The organism is Aminobacter sp. P4_D5, from assembly GCF_056401815.1.
On record NZ_JBFUIP010000402.1, the window covers coordinates 1 to 1,133 of the forward strand.

Sequence of the window (1,133 nt, forward strand, 5' to 3'; positions counted from 1 at the left end):
GCACGGAATTCGCCATCCCGCTGTTTGAAGACACGCGTCTGATCGCAGCCACAAATTTTGCCGCGTTCCTGGCGACACTGCTGATCATGAATGTCGGTCTGGCGCGCCGTTACGACGCTTCACCACCTTTGCGGTCTATGGCTGCATTCTTTGTCGTGGCGACCATTGCCGTTTACTTGACGCAAGGGCTTGAGCGCGACTCGCTGTTGCGCATGATGACGTTCCAGACACCTTATGCCATCGCCCAGGTCATCGGCGCGGTGATCGTCTTGCGGTCGCGCCAGGCGCTCAGCCAGTTCGATTACGTGCTTTCGGGCGTGTTGTTGGCAAGCGCGCTGCAGTTCTTTTCAAAACCCTATCTGGCGCTCGCCGTCGGCGGATCCGGTGCGGACCCGCATTTTTATCTGCAGAGCACCTATGCGATGGTTTCGCAGGCATTGGGGACGGTGTTCGCCCTGTCCATCGCGCTGTTGCTGCTGGTCATCTTGGTGCGCGACATCCTTGCGGAAGTGACGCAGAAGTCGGAGACAGACGCGCTGTCGGGCCTGCTCAACCGCGGCGGTTTCGAGCGACGGGCCGAAACGGCGCTGCGCGAGGCGACGCGGCAGGGGCTGCCGGTGACGCTGATCATCTCCGACCTCGATCATTTCAAGTCGATCAATGACAATTACGGCCACGCTTCGGGCGACCGCGTCATCGAGGCGTTCGCGCGCTTCGTCAGCGAATCCAAGGCAGGCCACCACATCGCCGGGCGAATCGGCGGCGAGGAATTCGCCATCATGCTGCCGGGCGCGCATCTGGCGTCGGCACGACTGTTTGCCGAAGGCGCGCGCAGCGCCTTCTCCGGCCTGCCGATCGAGGGCCTGCCGCCGCACTGCCGCTTCACGGCAAGCTTCGGCGTCGCCGAACTCGCCGCAGGCGAAGGGATAGATCATCTGATGATCCGCGCGGATGCCGCGCTCTACGAGGCCAAGAAGGACGGGCGCGATTGCGTCAGGGTTTCGGGTACGGTGGCGCTGTTTAGCGATTCGACAGTGGTGCCGTTCGGCATCAAGCCGCCGAACCGGTAGTCGTCGCAGCTACCAGTCAGCGGCAGCGCAGGCCGGGCTGGGGAATTACGCCCTCGGAAAAGC

1 protein-coding gene is annotated in these 1,133 nt (G+C 62.9%); it reads left to right on the forward strand.

The annotated features are described in order from the left end of the window. Positions 1–1,070 (forward strand): GGDEF domain-containing protein (locus AC1DWF_RS32250; RefSeq protein WP_476842600.1); only part of this gene is annotated, 1,070 nt, incomplete at its 5' end. Positions 1,071–1,133: the final 63 nt, after the last annotated feature.